Source organism: Brevibacterium epidermidis NBRC 14811, assembly GCF_001570805.1.
Classification (GTDB): Bacteria; Actinomycetota; Actinomycetes; order Actinomycetales; family Brevibacteriaceae; genus Brevibacterium; species Brevibacterium epidermidis.
Genome location: NZ_BCSJ01000015.1, coordinates 176,042 through 190,205, shown reverse-complemented (window position 1 = coordinate 190,205; position 14,164 = coordinate 176,042). Strand labels below are relative to the sequence as shown.

At 65.2% G+C, this 14,164-nt stretch carries 12 protein-coding genes and 1 other RNA gene; 4 read left to right on the top strand and 9 right to left on the bottom strand.

Annotated features, from left to right (window positions below):
• Positions 1–81 precede the first annotated feature (81 nt).
• The 4 genes from speB to BEP01S_RS11965 all read left to right on the top strand — a co-directional run bounded on the left by speB (position 82) and on the right by BEP01S_RS11965 (position 6,428).
• Entirely contained in the window at positions 82–1,092 is a 1,011-nt protein-coding gene (speB, locus tag BEP01S_RS11980) for an agmatinase (protein WP_062243552.1), read from the top strand.
• Between the two features lie 2 nt (positions 1,093–1,094).
• On the top strand, positions 1,095–2,798 hold the full coding sequence (locus tag BEP01S_RS11975) for a thiamine pyrophosphate-binding protein (RefSeq protein ID WP_062243549.1): 1,704 nt from the start codon (positions 1,095–1,097) through the stop codon (positions 2,796–2,798).
• 24 nt (positions 2,799–2,822) lie between these two features.
• Positions 2,823–4,409 (top strand): sodium:solute symporter family protein, encoded by a 1,587-nt coding sequence (locus BEP01S_RS11970; RefSeq protein WP_062243545.1) that lies wholly within the window; start codon positions 2,823–2,825, stop codon positions 4,407–4,409.
• Between the two features lie 342 nt (positions 4,410–4,751).
• A complete protein-coding gene (locus BEP01S_RS11965) occupies positions 4,752–6,428 on the top strand; it encodes a thiamine pyrophosphate-binding protein (RefSeq protein ID WP_062243542.1) in 1,677 nt (558 codons plus the stop codon).
• On the opposite strand, the gene BEP01S_RS11960 is transcribed toward BEP01S_RS11965, so the two are convergent.
• From BEP01S_RS11960 to BEP01S_RS11920, 9 genes are all read right to left on the bottom strand, one after another.
• On the bottom strand, positions 6,409–6,603 hold the full coding sequence (locus BEP01S_RS11960) for a DUF418 domain-containing protein (protein WP_062243539.1): 195 nt from the start codon (positions 6,601–6,603) through the stop codon (positions 6,409–6,411). The two genes, BEP01S_RS11965 and BEP01S_RS11960, sit on opposite strands and share 20 nt — an antisense overlap.
• A 223-nt stretch (positions 6,604–6,826) precedes the next feature.
• Positions 6,827–7,180 carry an SdpI family protein gene (locus tag BEP01S_RS11955; RefSeq protein WP_062243537.1) on the bottom strand — a complete coding sequence of 118 codons (354 nt, stop codon included), beginning with the start codon at positions 7,178–7,180 and terminating at the stop codon, positions 6,827–6,829.
• Positions 7,181–7,378: 198 nt separating this feature from the next.
• Positions 7,379–7,756, bottom strand: a transfer-messenger RNA (tmRNA) gene (gene ssrA / locus BEP01S_RS11950).
• 222 nt (positions 7,757–7,978) lie between these two features.
• Positions 7,979–8,449 carry an SsrA-binding protein SmpB gene (smpB, locus tag BEP01S_RS11945; RefSeq protein WP_062243535.1) on the bottom strand — a complete coding sequence of 157 codons (471 nt, stop codon included), beginning with the start codon at positions 8,447–8,449 and terminating at the stop codon, positions 7,979–7,981.
• 163 nt (positions 8,450–8,612) lie between these two features.
• Complete coding sequence (locus tag BEP01S_RS11940) at positions 8,613–9,842, bottom strand: peptidoglycan DD-metalloendopeptidase family protein (RefSeq protein ID WP_039209808.1); 1,230 nt, start codon at positions 9,840–9,842, stop codon at positions 8,613–8,615.
• 1 nt (position 9,843) lies between these two features.
• Positions 9,844–10,758, bottom strand: coding sequence for a permease-like cell division protein FtsX (ftsX, locus tag BEP01S_RS11935; RefSeq protein ID WP_039209809.1), 915 nt, complete (start codon positions 10,756–10,758; stop codon positions 9,844–9,846).
• Positions 10,755–11,444, bottom strand: a complete 690-nt coding sequence (gene ftsE, locus BEP01S_RS11930) for a cell division ATP-binding protein FtsE (protein ID WP_025780920.1) — start codon at positions 11,442–11,444, stop codon at positions 10,755–10,757. The genes ftsX and ftsE overlap by 4 nt, the downstream gene beginning before the upstream one ends.
• Positions 11,445–11,607: 163 nt before the next feature.
• The gene (gene prfB, locus BEP01S_RS11925) at positions 11,608–12,732 is read right to left on the bottom strand and encodes a peptide chain release factor 2 (RefSeq protein WP_062243533.1); all 1,125 of its coding nucleotides are present in this window, start codon (positions 12,730–12,732) and stop codon (positions 11,608–11,610) included.
• Positions 12,733–12,880: 148 nt separating this feature from the next.
• A complete protein-coding gene (locus BEP01S_RS11920) occupies positions 12,881–14,107 on the bottom strand; it encodes a globin domain-containing protein (protein ID WP_062243531.1) in 1,227 nt (408 codons plus the stop codon).
• Positions 14,108–14,164 lie beyond the last annotated feature (57 nt).

The following is a 14,164-nucleotide window of genomic DNA, read 5'->3' as shown; positions in this document are numbered from 1 at the left end:
GTGTGAGCCACGTCCTAGGCTGAGCACACGACCACCGGCCTGTCCGGATCCGGTCAACCGCCACGACGAAGGAGAAAGCCAGTGACGTCTCAGCCGCTCGGCCCAGCCGACTACAGCAAGACACCCCGCTACGCAGGACCCCCGACGTTCGGACTGCTGCCGCGCATCGACGAAGTCGAAGCCGAGCGTCCCGGCGAGAAGATCGACGTCAAGGTCATCGGCATCCCCTTCGACGCCGGCGTCAGCTACCGTCCCGGCGCCCGCTTCGGACCCGCTCATATCCGCCAGTCCTCGAAGCTGCTGCGCCCCTACAACCAGGCCACGAACGTCCACCCGTTCACCTGGCAGCAGGTCGCTGACTGCGGTGACCTCGGCGTCAACCCCTTCGACATCGAAGAGGCCATCACCACCGTCGAGGACAACGCCGACGCCATGCGCGCCGATGGCGCCAAGCTGCTCACCCTCGGCGGGGACCACACCCTGGCTCTGCCGAATCTGCGCTCCCTGCACAAGACGCACGGCAAGATCGCAGTCCTCCATTTCGATGCGCACCTGGACACCTGGGACACCTACTTCGGTGCGCCCTACACGCACGGCACTCCGTTCCGTCGCGCCAGCGAAGAGGGCCTCATCGATATGACGGCCTCGATGCACATCGGCATCCGCGGCCCCCTCTACGGGAAGAAGGACCTCGAGGACGATGAGGTGCTCGGCTTCCAGATCATCCGCAGCGACGAATACCAGTTCACTTCCGTCCAGGACGTCGTCGCCCGGATGCGCAAGCGACTCGGCGATGCCCCGGTCTATCTGTCCGTCGACATCGACGTCCTCGATCCGGCGGCCGCACCCGGCACCGGCACCCCCGAGGCCGGCGGTATGACCAGCCGTGAGCTGCTCAACTCGATCCGCGGCCTCCAGGGACTCAACGTCGTCGGTGCCGAGATCGTCGAAGTCGCCCCGGCCTACGACCATGCCGAAGTCACCGGACTCGCCGCCGCCCATGTCGGCTACGAGATCCTGTCCCTGTGGGCAGCGGAGAACAACGGAGTCACTGCTCCCTCCGGCCCGTCCGGCACTGCCCTCGGAGTCTGAGCATGAGCACCGAGAACAACGTCCGCAACGGCGGTCGTGCAGTGGTGGCGACCCTGGCTGCCCATGGTGTCGACACGATCTTCGGAATCCCCGGCACCCATAATCTCGAGTTCTACCGGCATCTGCCGGAGTTCGGGATCCGTGCCGTGACTCCCCGCCACGAGCAGGGGGCAGGCTACGGTGCCGACGGGTACTTCCTCGTCTCCGGCAAGCCCGGGGTCGTCATCACGACCTCGGGGCCGGGGCTGACGAATGTCATCACCGCCGCCGCGACCGCCTATGCCGAGTCCCGACCGATGCTCATCCTCTCCCCCGGTGTGCCCACCGGGTTCGAGCGCGCCGACGTCGGAATGCTGCACGAGACGAAGGACTCCTCCGGGGCACTCAATCGCCTCCTCGTGTCCTCCCAGCGCACCCGCACCGCCGAAGGCGCTGCACAGGCCGTCGCCGAGGCGTTCGCCATGTTCGACTCGGCCCGTCCCGGACCCGTGCACATCGAGGTTCCCCTCGACGTGCTCGAGGGAGCGTGGAACGGCAGCGTTCCGGTTCCGTTCGCCGGCCACCGCCCTGGGCTCGACGACCATGTTGTGGCCCGTGCGGCAGAGGCGATCAGCGCGGCGAAGCGTCCGCTGGTCATCGCCGGCGGCGGTGCCAGGAGAGCACACGCCGAGGTGGTCCGACTCATCGAGACCCTCGACGCTCCCCTGGCGACGACGGCCAACGGCAAGGGCATCGTGTCCGAGACGCATCCGCTGTCGCTGGGTTCGAACGTGCGCTTCCCGAGCGTGCAGGCCGAATCCGCGGCTGCCGATGTGCTCATCGTGCTCGGATCCGAACTGGCCGACTCCGATCTGTGGGGCGGAGCCATCGGCGCTCAGACGAGCATCGGTGTGCGTGATGAGTCTGCCCGGCAGACCGTCATCCGCTGCGATATCGATCCTGACCAGCTGAACAAGAACCTGCCCGGCGACATCCTCGCCTGCGCGGACACAGGCGAGTTCCTCACCGCGCTCATGAGCGCGCTCGAGTCCGCACCGGCCACCGCCGCCTCGGCGAGCGAGGACGGGACGGAATCGTCCGACGCACACGGATCGGCCGCCTCGGCGAGGGAATCCGGGGCCGATCGGGTCACTCGGATCCGGCAGAGCTGGGCCACTGATTTCGATTTCGACGCGATCGGTGCCAGGGTCACCCGGCTCGTCGAAGACGGAGCGGGATCGAACGTCGTCATCTCCGGTGACTCCTCGCAGGTCACCTATGACGGCACGGTGCACGCACTGACGGCGAGCACGCCCGATCAGCTGCTCTACATGCCCGGATTCGCCACCTTGGGCTACGGCATTCCCGCCGCCCTCGGGGCGAAGCTCGCCGATCCGGCACGTCCGGTCGTGTGCATCCTCGGCGACGGTGCGGCCATGTTCTCCATCCAGGAGCTCATGACCGCGGCCGAGCTGGGACTGGGCATCCCGTTCGTCATCGTCGACAACGGCGGGTACGCGGAGATCGAGGGTCAGATGGTCGACCGCGACATCGAGCCCTTCGCCGTCAGGCTCGCCCGTCCGGACTTCGCGAAGCTCGGTCAGTCCATGGGCGGGGCCGGGGTGACGATCGCCGAGGCGGACATCGACTCCGCTCTGCCGCAGGCCGTCGCCGAGGCGCTCGATCGCACTGTTCCCACCGCCATTCACATCACCGTCGGTCACTGAGCCGATCCAACAGAAAGGGTCGCTGTGGACTCTTTGGTAGTCATCATCTATCTCGCCGCCATGGTGGGATTCGGAGTCTGGGGCCGGTTCAAGGCCCATAACCAGGAGGACTTCCTGGTCGCCGGGCGCCGCCTCGGCGGACTCCTGTACACCGGCACGATGTCGGCCGTCGTCCTCGGCGGCGCGTCGACGATCGGCGGTGTGGGCCTGGGCTATACGGCCGGGCTGTCGGGAATGTGGCTCGTGCTGTCGATCGGTCTGGGTATCGTCGCGCTGTCGCTGTTCTTCGCCCCGAAGATCCAAAAGCTCGAGATCTACACGGTCTCGCAGATGCTCGAGCTCCGCTACGGCAAGGGCTCCCGGTTCGTCTCCGGAGCGATCATGACCGCCTACGGTCTGATGATCTCGACGACGTCGACGGTCGCCTATGCCACGGTCTTCCACGCCCTGTTCGATCTCAACAAGGTGTGGTCGGTGCTCATCGGCGGCGGCATCGTCATCCTCTACTCGATGCTCGGCGGCATGTGGTCGATCACGCTGACGGACTTCGTGCAGTTCTTCATCCAGACGATCGGCATCTTCCTCATCATGCTGCCGCTCGTGCTCTCGAAGTCCGGAGGCATCTCCGAGCTGTTCGCCTCACTGCCCGAATCGCACACCTCGCCTGTGGGCATCGGCTGGCAGGCGATCCTCGGCTATATCCTCATCTACACCCTCGGTCTGCTCATCGGCCAGGACATCTGGCAGCGTGTGTTCACCGCGCGCAGCCCGGGTGTGGCCCGGTGGGGCGGCTTCTCCGCCGGCGTCTACTGCCTGCTCTATGCCGTCGCCGGTGCGCTCATCGGCATGGCCGCAACGAAGATCGTGCCCGGCATCGAGGTCCAAGACGATGTGTTCGTCGCCGTCGTCGATGCGTCGATGAATCCGGTGCTCGGCGGAATCGTGCTCGCCGCGGCTCTGGCCGCGATGATGTCGACGGCCTCGGGTTCGCTCATGGCCGCCTCGACGGTGTGCCGCCAGGACATCGTCGAACCGATCCTCGCCCGCAAGGACATCGTGCCGGATTCGGGTGGCAACGTTGGTGCGGGCTCGGGTGCCGCGGTTGACGGAGCCGGGGCGGACGGCGTTGCTGCGGACGGCGCAGCGACGGGTGGATCGGCCGCCTCGGCGAATGCGTCGGGCGTTGCCGGCTCCGGCTCCGGTGCGAAGTCGACGCTCGTGCGGTCGCTGGTCCGCGAGACCGGTGACGAGGTGCGCGACTCGCGCATCTATCTCATCGGGCTCGGCGTCGTCACGCTGGTGCTCGCGATGATCATGCCCAGCGTGGTCGAGGCCCTCACCGTGGCGTACAACCTGCTGGTGGCAGGCCTGTTCATCCCGATCCTCGGCGGTCTCGTGTTCAAGCGCGGCACGATCGTCGGCGTGATGGCGGGAATGATCCTCGGCGCCGTGACCACAGTGGTCGTCATGATCGTCTCGGGCATCTACGCCGAATCGGCCATCTACCTGGGCCTCATCGCCTCGTTGGTCGGATACCTCGTCGGGTCCTTCGCATCGAAGCCGACTCCGCCCGAGGTCATGACCGCCTGGAAGGAACGCATCAACCGCTGATAATTACTACCTGACGGCGGCCCAGCAACCTCGCGCGAGGTATCTGGGCCGCCGTCAGGTAGTTCTGGTGGGTGCGGTCGGCACGGCGGGCCCGGCGATCAGCCGACTTGGTGCTGCACGCCACAGTCACCTATATTCGAAGTGTCAGGCTGAGCCGCCCTCAGCGATGCCGGAACCGGCGAGCGAGGCGAGCGCACATCAGCCGGTGTCCGAAAAAGGGGCACGAAGCCGCCGGGCCGGCGCTCGACTGAACCGCAGCGCCCACCAAGGTCGCAGAGGCCGAGTCAGCGTGTGAGACATATATGGATCGAACTTCCATATCTCATTCGCGAAAGGCCGACCATGGCTCATACCTCCGCGCACGTCGCTCACACCCTTGCCGCCCATATCGACGAGGTCTTCGGCCTCATGGGCAACGGCAACGCCTACTTCCTCGACGCCCTGCTGCGTGACACCTCGGCGACATACACCGCCGTCCGCCACGAAGCCGGAGCCGTCGTCGCCGCCGATGCCCACTTCCGCACCTCCGGGCGGATCGCCGCCGCCACCACGACCTATGGCGCGGGGTTCACGAATACGCTCACCGCACTCGCCGAGGCGGCCCAAGCCAGAGTGCCCCTCGTCCTTGTCGTCGGGGATGAGCCCACATCCGGTCCCCGGCCGTGGGACGTCGACCAGATCGCGATGGCCTCGGCCGTGGGTGTGCGCACCTACACCGTCGGTCGGGTCGATGCCGCCGCCGCGACCGTGACCGCCATCGAGCATGCGCTGACCTACCGGGTGCCCGTCGTCCTGGCCATCCCCTACGACGTCGCGACCCTCGACATCGGCGACATCCCGGCCGTTCCCGGGCCCGGTCGGCCGACGCCGATGGCTCCGACCGGCGAATTCGCTCATGCCGCTCTCGATCGCCTCGCGGCCGATCTTGCCGGAGCAGAACGTCCTCTTCTGCTCGCCGGCCGCGGAGCCTGGTTGGCCGGAGCCGAAACCGAACTCGGTGCACTCGTCGACATCACGGGTGCCCTGACCGTGACAACCGCACTGGGTCGCAACATCTTCCCAGCAAGCGAACACGACTTGGGAGTCGCCGGCGGGTTCGGCGCCCCGGCCGCGATGGAACGCGTCCGCGAAGCCGATGTGGCAGTGGTCTTCGGCGCCTCGCTCAACCAGTTCACGATGCGTTTCGGCGAGCTCTTCCATCCCTCGACAACCGTGTGGCAGATCGACACCGACGAACGCGCGACGAATGCTCGAGTCGGCGGGTTCGTCCGAGCCGACGCGAAACTTGCCGCTGCTGAACTTGTGACACGGCTGAAGGCGGGCACCGTCGACCGCGCAGGGAGCACGGACGAGGCCACCACGCGCTGGCACGATTCCGTCGACACCGCGACCGACCGCGCCTACGTCGTCGGTTCGGAACTCGCCGAGGATGGACGGCTCGATCCACGGGCGGCGGCGAACCGCCTCGGCGAGGTTCTGCCCGAGGATCGGGTCGTCGTCTCCGACGGCGGACATTTCATCGCCTGGGCGAACATGTTCTGGGAGCCCAGCGCACCGGACCGGCTGGCGATGGTCGGCACGGCGTTCCAATCGATCGGGCTCGGCTGGCACAGCGTCGCCGGAGCCGCCCGCGCGAACCCGGACTCGACGATCGTGCTGACCAGCGGTGATGGGGGCGGAGCCATGGCACTGTCCGACCTCGATACGGCGATCCGGGTGGCCGGTGGTCGCGGGATGGCCGTGATCTTCAACGACGCCGCCTATGGCGCCGAGGTCAACCTGTACGGGCTCAAGGGGTTGGAGAAGTCGCCGATGCTCATCGACGAGATCGATTTCGCGGCCTTGGCGACGGCCGCAGGCGGGCACGGAGTCGCCGTGCGCACCCTGGCCGACCTCGCCGTCGTCGAGCGGTGGAAGTCTCGTCCGATCGATGGACGGCCCTTCCTGCTCCTTGATCTGCGGATCTCCGGCGAAGTCATCGCGCCGTACCAGGAAGAGGTCATTCGTGTGAACTCGTGAGCGCACCCGGCTGGTCGCGGTGCTGATGTCGGTGCGTCGCCGAGTGTTTCACGCGGCCCCAGGTGACGAGTCGCCACAGTTTCTCCAGAGGTCCCTGTCCGAAGCGGCGCAGCCACAGGGTCGAGACGATGATCTGGACGACGATGATCACCAGCGCGATGAGTGCCTTCATCATCAGTGGTGGGAAACCTTGCCGGATCGGAATGGGCAGTCACCGCGCTCGGCCACAGGATCGTGGTCGGCAGGTGGCTGCTGTCTGACTCCCTCGATCCTTCCGGTTTCGAGCAGGCGGAACCTCGGCCGAATGGCTGATCGTGCTCGGCCGAGTGGCCGGAAAAGTGTCTGTCTGGCGGGCGGGTCGCGGGCGGACGTGTCGTCGCCGGACTGCGGACTGTCGGTCAGTCGGCTGCGGGCCGCGCCGCGCGGTTGGCAGTCATCCAGACTCGGATGAAGAGGCCGAGGATGAGCAGCCACCCCGAGACCGCGAGAACATCTCCGACTGCTTTCGGCCAGGCAAAGGATTCAACACCCAATAGCGCAAGTGCGAACCCGATGGCGATGATGCTGATTGTGCTGAGCATGGGGATAGCCGCACGGTGGCCCGACCGCCACGCAGCATCGGACCTCATCGTCTGTGCCGACCGGATTCCGATCGCACGATTACGGGGCAGGCGATCGCTGCGGATGACCTGCACGAGGACGACGCAGACAACGGCGAATACGAGGCAGCCGATCAACGGCGGATAGAACATCGGTGCCGGTCTCCTCTCGGAACTCGGATCCACCGTATCGCACTGGTAGTTGAACTCAACGGAGGACGAAGGGACAGGTGGGAGGGGAACTGTTTGGCCGCCTCGGCGAGGGTGTCCTTTCGACGGGGCGACGTTGCTTGTCCGGGGGCTTTCGGACAGCGAAAAGCCCCGGATCCTTGCGGAATCCGGGGCTGTGACACGTGGAGATGGCGGGAATCGAACCCGCGTCCGTCGGCAGATTGTCAGGACTTCTCCGGGCGCAGTTCGTGAAGTAGTGTCTTAGGTTCTGGCTATCGCACGAACACGTAAGCCAACGAACGGAGTTGAGTAAAAGTCCCTCAGGCACCCCCAACATGTACCTGAAGCAGTGGCCTCTTAAGCGACGCCAGGACCTAGAGCAGAGGCAACTCTAGGCTGACGGATTCGCAGCTCGCGCTCTATCAGGCAGCGAGGGCGAAATCGGTGCGGTTGTTAGACTTAGCACCTATTGTTTTGCAGAGGACATTAACGAGATGACTCTGCATTCTCGGCCCGCTTCTCCCGACGCAGTGTCCAACGTCGAAACCGATCATCCCCATATTCTGTTACCAAACTTGATCAGCGATTTCATCCGCCGAGGCGGCTGCTGGCGCTGATCAGATACTCCAGCATACTCGTAGAACACACACCGAGCCAATTGCATTCCCTGAGCTCCGCAACCGTTCAAGCGCACATGTTCGGATGCGCTCCGGCCGCCTCGGCGAGGGAGGCGAGAGACGGTGGAGATGGCGGGAATCGACCCCGCGCACCGGCCGACCCTTACAGGTACTGCTTGGACTTCATCGCGCGTTCGGCTTCGCGCTTGTCCTGCGCCTCGCGCAGAGCCTGACGCTTATCCCATTCGCGCTTGCCCTTGGCCAGGGCGATCTCGACCTTGACGCGTGAACCGTCGAAGTAGAGCTCGAGCGGGACCAGGGTCCGGCCGGATTCCTTGACCTTCTGCGAGATCCTCAGGATCTCCTCGCGGTGGAGCAGCAGCTTGCGGCGGCGCCTGGCCGAATGGTTCGTCCACGTCCCCTGCAGATATTCGGGGATGTAGACGTTCTCCAGCCAGGCCTCATTCTGGAAGATGAGGGCGAAGCCATCGGTGAGCGAGGCACGGCCTTCGCGCAGCGATTTCACCTCGGTGCCGGTGAGTACGAGTCCGGCCTCCCACGTGTCTTCGATGTGATAGTCGTGGCGCGCCTTGCGGTTCCTCGCAATGACTTTCTTGCCTGTGTCCTTCGGCATGACCGGCCTCCTCTCTGCTCCCGATCACCTGTGCGTGCGTTTGCGGGCACAGCCATCAATTCTATCCCATCGGCCGCGTCCCGCACGCCCGTCCCCTCTTAGAACTACCTGACGGCGGCCCAGATACCTCGCGCGAGGTTGCTGGGCCGCCGTCAGGTAGCAATCAGAAGATGAAGGGTTTCGGGTCGACGTAGCCGCCGTTCTCCATGATCTCGAAGTGCAGGTGGCAGCCGGTTGAAGCACCCGTCGTGCCGGAGTACGAGATGACGTCGCCCTTCTTGATCCGCTGCCCGTCGTGGACCTTGAGCTTCGTGTTGTGGTTGTAGGTCGACGCGATCGACTTGCCCTTGATCTTGCCGTGGGAGATGACGACGCGGTTGCCGTAGCCGCCGGTCCAGCCGGAGGTGACGACGATGCCGTCGCCGGCCGCGCGGATCGGGGTGCCGCAGGGCACGCCGAAGTCCATTCCGGTGTGCAGCTTCTTCGCCCCCGTGATCGGGTGGACGCGGTATCCGAACGGAGACGTCGTCGGGTAGCCCTTGGCCGGGTTGGCCAGGACTCCGTCGCCGAAGACAAACTTGCCCTTCTTCTCCTGTTCCTTCTCCCACTCCCGGACCTTTTCGGCCAGCCGATCCTGCTCGGCCTTCTCGTCGGCCAGCTGCTTCTCGGTCTTGTCCTTGTTGTCGGAGATCGTCTTCTCCGCATCGTCCTTCGCGGAGATGAGGTCGTTGAGGCTGTCGGCCTTCTTCTTCGCGTCGACCTGCGCGGCCTCCTTGGCCACCACCGCCTCGGCGGCTTCGTCCTTGAGATCGGAGATCTTATCGGTCACGCCCGAGAGCCGCTCTTCGTTGTTCTTGTTCAGCGCCCGCTGTTCGGAGAGTTTGTCGATCGTGCGCTGCTGAGACCGCACGGCGGAGTCGACGCGGCCGATGCCGCCGTCGGCGCTCGTGCCCTCGGCCATCTGCAGAAGCATCGCCAGATCGGAGGTGATGCCCGAGTTCTGGTAGGCCTGTCGCCCGATACGTGCGGCCGAGGTCTTGTGCTTGTCGATCTCCTCAGTGCCGGTCTTGATTGTGTCCTTGAGGTCCTTCTGCGCGTTCTCCGCCGAGGTCAGGCGCGCGGCCATGTCCTCGTCCTTCTCGATCGCCTTCGCCAGCGCATCGTCGGCGGCCTTCGACTCGGCCTCGGCGTCCGGCAGCTTCTCCTTCGCTGCGTCGCGTTCGGCGATGACGCGGGCGAGGTCCTCGTCGAGGCCTTCGAACTCCTGCTGGAGTTCTTTCACGCGGTCGTCGACCGCGCTTTTGTCGTCGCGCGGGTCGGCCACCACGGAGGTGGCCGGCAGGAGCACCGCCAGCGCGGCTGCTGTGAGAACGAGTCCGAGTCTGCGCTTCATCTCAGACCTTCGTGTACTTGTTCAAGGTGATCAGCGACGAGGCTCCGGCCATGAGCACGCCGATGATGATGAGCACGGGGGTGATGAGGAGGACGTCCCATCCGGAGATGAGGCTGAATCCGGTGGCCTGCGACTGCAGCCAGCCGCTGACTCCGAAGTGGACGAGCAGGCCCAACGCGCCGGCGGACAGAGTCGCACCGATGGCCGAGGCGATGACGCCCTCGAGCAGGAACGGCATCTGGATGAAGGTGTTCGACGCACCGACCAGACGCATGATGCCGGTCTCTCTGCGTCTTGAGAACGCGGAGAGTCTGATGGTGGTGGCGATGAGCAGCATCGCGCACAGCAGCATGATGCCGGCTATCGCGATCGCGACGATGGTCGCGATGTTGAGCACCCCGAACAGGCGGTCGAGCAGCTGGTTCTGGTCGACTACCTCTTCCACCCCGGGAGTGGAGGAGAACGTCTCCTTGATGATGTCGTACTTCTCGGCGTCCTTGAGTTTGACCCGGAAGGACTCGTTCATCTCGTCCTTGGGCACGGTGCCTTCGAGGCTGGTGCCCTTGAACTGCTCCTGGAAGTGCTCGTAGGCCTCGGTCTTGTCTTCGAAGTAGACCTTGTCGACATAGGGTGCGAGCTCGGAGCTTTCGAGGTCGGCCCGGATCTGGTCCTTCTGGTCCCCGGTGACCTCACCGTCAACGCAGTTCGTCGCTTCCGAATCCGGCGGGCACAGGAACACTGAGACCTGCACGCGGTCGTACCAGAAGTCCTTCATCTGCCCGACCTGCATCTGCAGCAGGATCGCGGCACCGACGAAGAGCAGGGACACGAAGGTCACGAGCACGACGGAGATGACCATGGAGAAGTTCCGGCGCAGGCCCGACCAGACTTCGGAGAGGATGAACCCGGCCCTCATGAGGCGACTCCGTAGGTGCCTTCTTCGACGTCGCGGACGATTTCGCCCTCGCGCAGTTCGATGACCCGTCGGCGCATCCGGTTGACGATCTCTCCGTCGTGGGTGGCCATGAGCACGGTGGTGCCGTTGCGGTTGATCTTCTCGAGTACGTTCATGATGTCGGCACTGGTCGCCGGGTCGAGGTTGCCTGTCGGCTCGTCGGCGAGCAGGATTCCGGGTTTGTTGACCACGGCGCGGGCGATGGCCACGCGCTGCTGCTCACCGCCGGAGAGCTCACTGGGATAGCGCTTCTCCTTGCCGGCCAGGCCCACGGTCTCGAGGACGTCGGGGACGAGGGTCGACATGGCCGCGCGGGATTTTCCGATCACCTGGAGGGCGAAGGCAACATTGGCGAACACGGTCTTGTTCGGCAGCAGGCGGAAGTCCTGGAACACGGTTCCGATCCCCCGCCGCAGGTAGGGCACCTTCCAGCTGGGCATCTTCACCACGGATTTTCCGGCGATGTGGATGCGACCGGCGCTGGGAACCTCTTCACGCAGAATGAGTCGGATGACCGTGGACTTGCCCGAACCGGAGGCCCCGACGAGGAACACGAATTCCCCGCGGTCAGCCTCGAACGAGATGTCGTCGAGTGCTTTGCGGGAACGTGTGTCGTAAGACTTCGAAACGGAGTCGAATCTGATCAAGTCGGTCTTCAATCATGTTGCGGGTGGCTCGGCCGATTCCACTGTACGTAACAGTTCCGTGATGTTCGCGGAGGCGGCCGGGCGTGTGTTGCGATCTGATGAAGTTCACAGTCGCCTCGGTGATGGTCGATCCCTCGCCGAGGCGGCCCCGCTCAGATTACGGTCAGGCGTCGGCCTCTTCGGCCATCTCCTGCTCCTTGCGCCAGCGGATGCCGGCTTCGATGAGTCCGTCGAGGTCACCGTCGAACACGGCCGAGGGGTTGTTGACCTCGTAGCCGGTGCGCAGGTCCTTGACCATCTGGTACGGGTGCGTGACGTAGGAGCGCATCTGGTCGCCCCAGCTGGCCTTGATGTCTCCGGCCAGTTCCTTCTTCTGCGCGGCCTCTTCCTGGCGCTTGAGGTCGAGGAGGCGGGACTGGAGGACGCGCATTGCGGCCTCACGGTTCTGGATCTGGGACTTCTCGTTCTGCATGCTCACGACCACACCGGTGGGGATGTGCGTGATGCGCACGGCCGAGTCAGTCGTGTTCACCGACTGTCCGCCAGGCCCGGAGGAACGGTAGACGTCGATGCGCAGATCGTTCTCGTCGACCTCGACATGGTCGGTCGATTCGATGAGCGGAACCACTTCGACGGCAGCGAACGAGGTCTGGCGGCGCCCCTGGTTGTCGAAGGGGCTGATGCGCACGAGGCGGTGGGTGCCGGCTTCGACCGACAGCGTGCCGTAGGCATAGGGCGCATCGATCTGGATGGTCGCGGACTTGATGCCCGCGCCCTCGGCGTAGGAGGTGTCGAGTTCCTGGACCTTGTAGCCGCGGTTCTCCGCCCACCGGACGTACATGCGGGTGAGCATCTGCGCCCAGTCGGTCGCGTCGTCGCCGCCGGCGCCCGAGCGCACGGTCACGACGGCGGAGCGCTCATCGTATTCGTGGCTGAGCAGGGTCGAGATCTCGAGTTCGGCGAGCTGATCGTGCAGCTTCTTGATGTCGCGGTCGGCTTCTTCGAGCGAGTCCGCGTCGCCTTCGTCCTGGGACATCTCGACGAGCAGTTCGGCATCGTCGATGCGCTGCCCGAACTTCTCGAGCTTCTCCAGGGTGCCCTGCTTGTGCGAGAGCTTGGCCGAGGTCTTCTGCGCCGAATCAGGGTCGTCCCAGAACGTCGGTGACGATGCCTGCTCCGTGAGTTCGGCAACCTCGTCGCGCAGATTGTCCAGATCGGACACGTCGAGAATCGCTTTGTACGTCTGGCGGAGGTTGGCGATTTCAGAAGAGTAATCAGTGGAGGCCATAATGATCCGATTCTAGTGCATGCCCCCGCCCCACCCAGAACCGACGGATGCGCGCCGAGGTGGGACCACCTCGGCGCGCATCTGCACAGTCTCCCGGTTGAGGGCTCAGGCACCGGTTCGATCTGACTCAGCCGGGCACCGGCTGGGGTCAGGCGGGGACGAGATCGGGCACGGTCGCCCAAGTGTCGGGGCCAAAGACCTCGAAGTGGATGTTGTCCTCGGGCACATCGAGTTCGTCGAGTCCGCGACGCACGGCCTTCATGAACGGGGGCGGGCCGCACAGGTAGACCTGCGCGTCAGCTGGGACGTCCACCTCGGTGAGGTCGATGAAGCCTTCGTGGATGGTTTCGTTCGTCGTCCGTGCGCCGAGCTGTTCGTACCAGTGGTGCATTCGGGCGCCCGGCAGCTGGGCGACGAGCTGCGCCATATCCTGCCGGTGGGCGTGGGAGGCCATCGACTGATCGGCGTGGAGGACCGTGACTTCGCGCTGAGATTCCTTGGACACGAGGTCGTTGAGCGCGCCGAGGATCGGGGTGCAGCCGATGCCTGCGGAGACGAGCAACAGCGGGGTCTCGGCGTCTTCGACGACGAGGTCACCGTAGGGCAGGGAGCATCGGATCGTGTCCCCTTCGAAGACGTTGCCGTGGATGAAGTTCGATACCTCACCCGCGGGGACGCCTGCCTCGACGCGGCCGGGTTCGGCCTTGATCGTCACGGTCCAGGACTCATGTGAGGTCGCTCGGGTGAGGCTGTACTGGCGGATCTGGTTGGCGCCGTCGGGCAGCTGGACCTGGACGGAGATGTACTGTCCGGGCCGTGCCTGCGGCAGCCGGCCGCCATCGGGACGAGCCAGGACGAGGCTGATCGTGTGCGGTGATTCCTGCCGACGGCGGATAACCTTGAGCTCTGACCAGACGTCGCCGGGTTCCACGTCGTGGTCGGCATAGAGTTCGCGTTCGGCGGCGATGAGCGTGTTCGCCATGTCCCAGTAGACCTCGGTCCAGGCATCGACGACTTCGGGGGTGGCCGCGTCGCCGAGGACCTCGCCGATGGCGGCGAAGAGGTGCTCGTAGACGATCGGGTACTGGTCTTCGGTGATGCCCAAGGACGCGTGCTTGTTCGCGATCCGGCTCATCATCGCGTCGATGTTCGGTGCATCCTCGGAGACGAGCAGGCTCGCATAGGCGGCGATCGCGCCGGCCAGCGCCTTCTGCTGCTCGCCCTGCGCCTGGTTGCCGCGGTTGAACAGATCGCGCAGCAGGTCGGGACGGGCGGTGAACATCCGGTCATAGAAGATCGGCGTGATGTCGCCGATGGCGGATCCGATGACGGGGAGGGTGTCCCTGACGACGGTGAGAGCGGGCTGGGAGATCACATCTGCTCCTTTTGCGACGCCGGTGCGCCGCGCAGCTGGAACGGCCTTTTCAGGTCG

Bases quoted from the DNA above. Each gene is read 5' to 3' on its own strand.
- BEP01S_RS11975 (WP_062243549.1), top strand. From the start codon at position 1,095: ATGAGCACCGAGAACAACGTCCGCAACGGCGGTCGTGCAGTGGTGGCG.
- BEP01S_RS11965 (WP_062243542.1), top strand. From the start codon at position 4,752: ATGGCTCATACCTCCGCGCACGTCGCTCACACCCTTGCCGCCCATATC.
- BEP01S_RS11960 (WP_062243539.1), bottom strand. From the start codon at position 6,603: ATGATGAAGGCACTCATCGCGCTGGTGATCATCGTCGTCCAGATCATC.
- BEP01S_RS11955 (WP_062243537.1), bottom strand. From the start codon at position 7,180: ATGTTCTATCCGCCGTTGATCGGCTGCCTCGTATTCGCCGTTGTCTGC.
- smpB (WP_062243535.1), bottom strand. From the start codon at position 8,449: ATGCCGAAGGACACAGGCAAGAAAGTCATTGCGAGGAACCGCAAGGCG.
- BEP01S_RS11940 (WP_039209808.1), bottom strand. From the start codon at position 9,842: ATGAAGCGCAGACTCGGACTCGTTCTCACAGCAGCCGCGCTGGCGGTG.
- ftsX (WP_039209809.1), bottom strand. From the start codon at position 10,758: ATGAGGGCCGGGTTCATCCTCTCCGAAGTCTGGTCGGGCCTGCGCCGG.
- prfB (WP_062243533.1), bottom strand. From the start codon at position 12,732: ATGGCCTCCACTGATTACTCTTCTGAAATCGCCAACCTCCGCCAGACG.